The sequence below is a fragment of the Bradyrhizobium sp. UFLA01-814 genome (assembly GCF_046718885.1).
Classification (GTDB): Bacteria; Pseudomonadota; Alphaproteobacteria; order Rhizobiales; family Xanthobacteraceae; genus Bradyrhizobium; species Bradyrhizobium elkanii.
In genome coordinates, this window is the sequence record NZ_JAQOSR010000319.1 from 1 (window position 1) to 4,228 (window position 4,228).

The following is a 4,228-nucleotide window of genomic DNA, read 5'->3' on the forward strand; positions in this document are numbered from 1 at the left end:
GGTCGATGATGGCGCGGACGTCGTCGAGGTCGCATTTGCCTTCCGACAGCCGCAGCAGGCGTTCCTTCTCGCGGATGGTGTGGTGCGCCATCGCGAGCGCGAAGTGCAGGCCCCAATACAGCTCGGTGTCGCTGCCGGCCGGCATCGCGCGGCGCATCGCGGCGGCGAATTTGCGCAAGTGATCGACCTCGCGATTCTTGATGCGGCGGATCGGCGGCACGGATTCGATCGAGGCGCGGATCATGAAGCGCGCCGCGGTCGAGCCCTCGCGATCCGGCCCGAGGCAGCCGCGCAGGGTGGGGCCGACGAGGGCGCGCATGATGTCCTCGATCGCGGCGCGGCCGCCGCCTTTTTCCTCCGCCGCGCGCAGTTCGTTGAGGCGCTCGCGGTTGGTCTGGATGCTGCGGGTGACGAACAACTCCGCGATCAATTCGTCCTTGGAGCCGAAATGATAGTTCACCGCCGCGAGGTTGACGTTCGCCTCCGCGACGATGTCGCGCAGCGTGACGTCGCCGAAGCCGCGGTCGGCATAGAGCCGCTCGGCGGCGGCGAGAATGGCGGATCGGGTCTGGTCGCTGGCCATGGCTGGGAGCCTTTCCGTTATTCCGCGGTACGCCGGGGAATGACGAAGACGACAGGGAGTTGCATTTCAAACATTTGTATGAAACTATCGTTTGAAGAGCCGGAAATGTCAATCCGCGCATTGCGGGCGGTCTTCTGGCACACCAGCGCCGCCCTTCCGCGAACGCCCTTGCGAGCCGCGGAGGCGGGGTCAACAATGTCGACAAATGGCTACGTCCCAGGTCATCCGCCCGGGTCAGCGGCCCAAGTCTAGGAAACGAGGAGCGTCCCATGGATTTCACGCTGTCGCCCAAGCAGAAGGAGTGGCTGGAGCGCGTTCAGGCTTTCATGAAAGCGCATGTTCGCCCCGCCGTGCCGATCTACGACAAGCAGGACGCCGAAGGCCCGCGCTGGAAGGTGATCCCGATCCTCGAGGATCTGAAGAAGAAGGCGAAGGCCGAAGGTCTCTGGAACATGTTCATGCCGCCGTCCTCGCATGAGGACGATGAATTCCATGGCGCGGGATTGACCAATCTCGAATACGCGCTGCTGTCGGAAGAGATGGGCCGCATCTCCTGGGCGTCCGAAGTGTTCAACTGCTCCGCCCCCGATACCGGCAACATGGAAGTGTTCATCCGCTACGGCACCAAGGAGCAGAAGCGCAAATGGCTGCGCCCGCTGATGGACGGCGAGATCCGCTCCGCCTTCCTGATGACCGAGCCGGCGGTCGCTTCGTCCGACGCCACCAACATCGAGACCCGCATCGAGAAGGACGGCGACCACTACGTCATCAACGGCCGCAAATGGTGGTCGTCGGGCGTCGGTGATCCCCGCTGCAAGATCGCGATCCTGATGGGCAAGACCGACTTCAACGCCGCCAAGCATCAGCAGCAGTCGCAGATCCTGGTGCCGCTCGACACCCCCGGCATCAAGGTCGAGAAGATGCTGCCGGTGTTCGGCTTCGACGATGCGCCGCACGGCCACGCCCAGGTACTGCTCGAGAACGTCCGCGTGCCGAAGGAAAACATCCTGCTCGGCGAAGGCCGCGGCTTCGAGATCGCGCAGGGCCGTCTCGGTCCGGGCCGCATCCATCACTGCATGCGCACCATCGGCCAGGCCGAGGAGGCGCTGGAGAAGATGGTGAAGCGGCTCGCCTCGCGCACCGCGTTCGGCAAGAAAATCATCGAGCACTCGGTCTGGGAGCAGCGCATCGGCGAGGCCCGCGCCGACATCGAGATGAACCGTCTGCTCTGCCTCAAGGCCGCCGACATGATGGACAAAGTCGGCAACAAGACCGCGCAGGCCGAGATTGCGATGATCAAGGTCGCGGCTCCCAACATGGCGCTGAAGATCATCGACCAGGCGATCCAGGCCTATGGCGGCGGCGGCGTCTCCGACGAAGCAGGCCTCGCCCGCGCCTATGCCCACATCCGCACGCTCCGTCTCGCCGACGGTCCGGACGAAGTGCACAATCGCGCCATTGCCAGACTTGAACTTCGGAAGTATGCAAACACGTCGCACTGAGCATGATGCGGAACGCATGGCGTTCGCGCGCACATCGTGCTCAGAATGAAAAAGAGAGATCAGGCTGGCGTGCCAGCCTGATTGAGGGAGCGCCCCGACGCGCTCCTTGAAAAATCGAGTTGAGGGAGCGTCATCGTGGCGGACGGCGTCAGGAAAGACGAAGAATTTTCCGGCACAAGGGAAGTCGAGGAGCGCCATCGTATCAACGAGGCCAGTCTCGACGCCTGGATGAGGGAACACGTCGAGGGTTATCAGGGCCCGCTCACGGTCCTGCAGTTCAAGGGTGGCCAATCCAACCCGACCTACAAGCTCGAGACCCCCGGCCGCAACTACGTGATGCGGCGCAAGCCGTTCGGTAAATTGTTGCCGTCGGCGCATGCGGTCGATCGTGAGTTCCGCGTGATCGCGGCGCTCGGCAAGCAGAATTTCCCGGTCGCGAAAGCCTACGCGCTGTGCACCGACGACGCGGTGATCGGCTCGGCCTTCTACATCATGTCGATGGAGGAGGGGCGGGTGTTCTGGGATCCGACGCTACCGACCCAGGAGCCCGACGCGCGCCGCAAGATCTTCGCCAGCAAGATCGAGACGCTGGCCAAGCTTCATCTGTTCAATCCCGAGGCGATCGGCCTCGGCGATTTCGGCAAGCCCGGCAATTATTTCGCGCGACAGGTCGATCGCTGGACCAAGCAGTACCGCGCCTCCGAAACGCAGCACATTCCCGAATTCGAGAAGCTCGCCGAGTGGCTGCCGAAAACCGTTCCGGAGCAGAAGCGCGTCTCGATCGTGCATGGCGACTATCGCCTTGACAACATGATCTTCCACGCCACCGAGCCGCGGGTGCAGGCGGTGCTCGACTGGGAATTGTCGACGCTCGGCGATCCCATGGCCGACTTCACCTATCTGCTGATGCAGTGGACCATGCCGGGCCTCGTCAATGCCGACCTCAAGGCATTGAACATTCCGAGCCAGGATGAGGCGGCGCAGATCTACTGCGACGTGACCGGCATCCCGGTGCCCGACCTGAACTGGTATTTCTCCTACAATCTGTTCCGCCTTGCCGGCATCACGCAAGGCATCGCGGGGCGGGTGCGCGACGGCACCGCGTCGAATGCCAAGGCCCTCGAGTCGGCCAAGCGCACGGTGCCGCTGTCGCAGGCGTCATGGGAATACGCGCAGAAGGCCGGCGCAACCTGATCCAGGAAACCGGCGCGATCCCACAGGGTTCGCGCCGCTTTTCTTTTCACCTCGCCCCGCTTGCGGGGAGAGGTCGGAACGCATGCAGCGAAGCGAAATGCGATCCGGGTGAGGGGGATTCTCCGCGAGTTCATCTGTCACCGGGTTTGCCGAGGTAGCCCCTCACCCCAACCCTCTAAGAGCGAGCTGCGCTCGTCTCGACCCCGCAAGAGCGGGGCGAGGGAGCAAGTTCGCGCCGCCGCTGCAAGGTGCGGCATGTTTCCGCATTGTAGCCATCTGTGACTTGAGTTCGCGCTGCCGCTTTGGCAAGTCAGTCCGGTCAACGCCCGCCCTGGTCCTGATCGGACATTTTCATTTTGACCCTCTCCTCGAATCTTCGCGGCAGCCTGTTCATGGCTGCGGCCATGGCCAGCTTCACGGTCAACGATACCATCACCAAGGCGGTGTCGGCGGAGCTCAACATCGGGGAGATCCTGCTCGTCCGCGGCGTGGTCGCGATGGTGCTGGTCGCGGCGCTCGCCTGGTACCGCGACGCGTTGCGCAGTTTTGGCGCGCTGCTGATCTGGCCGGTCGGGTTGCGCGTCCTTGGCGAGATCGGCGGCACGCTGACCTATCTCTCGGCGATCTCGCAGATACCGCTCGCCAACGCCTCGGCGATCTTCCAGGCGCTGCCGCTGGTCATCACGCTCGGCGCCGCGCTGGTGTTCGGCGAGCCGGTCGGCTGGCGGCGCTGGCTGGCGATCGCCGCCGGCTTCATCGGCGTACTGGTCATCGTTCGGCCCGGCGCGGAAGGCTTTAGCCAGGCTGCGCTCTTGGCGCTGGCGTCGGTCGGATTCTGCGCGGTACGCGATCTCGCCACGCGCCGCATCCCGAAGCACTTGCCGACCGTCTTCATCACGCTGCTCACCACCGTGACCGTGACGACGGCGGGTGCTGTCGTCCTTGTCCC

The 4,228-nt window shown here is 64.0% G+C and carries 4 protein-coding genes; 3 read left to right on the forward strand and 1 reads right to left on the reverse strand.

Annotated features, from left to right (window positions below):
* On the reverse strand, nt 1–583 hold a 583-nt coding region (locus tag PMN64_RS42250), incomplete at its 3' end, for a TetR/AcrR family transcriptional regulator (RefSeq protein ID WP_411785037.1).
* Nucleotides 584–852: 269 nt separating this feature from the next.
* Between PMN64_RS42250 and PMN64_RS42255 the strand changes: the two genes are divergently transcribed.
* The 3 genes from PMN64_RS42255 to PMN64_RS42265 all read left to right on the forward strand — a co-directional run.
* Entirely contained in the window at nt 853–2,085 is a 1,233-nt protein-coding gene (locus tag PMN64_RS42255; RefSeq protein WP_411785038.1) for an acyl-CoA dehydrogenase family protein, read from the forward strand.
* A gap of 135 nt (nt 2,086–2,220) precedes the next feature.
* Nucleotides 2,221–3,279 carry a phosphotransferase family protein gene (locus PMN64_RS42260; RefSeq protein WP_018272167.1) on the forward strand — a complete coding sequence of 353 codons (1,059 nt, stop codon included), beginning with the start codon at nt 2,221–2,223 and terminating at the stop codon, nt 3,277–3,279.
* A 392-nt stretch (nt 3,280–3,671) separates the two neighbouring features.
* Nucleotides 3,672–4,228 (forward strand): DMT family transporter (locus tag PMN64_RS42265; RefSeq protein ID WP_411785039.1); only part of this gene is annotated, 557 nt, incomplete at its 3' end.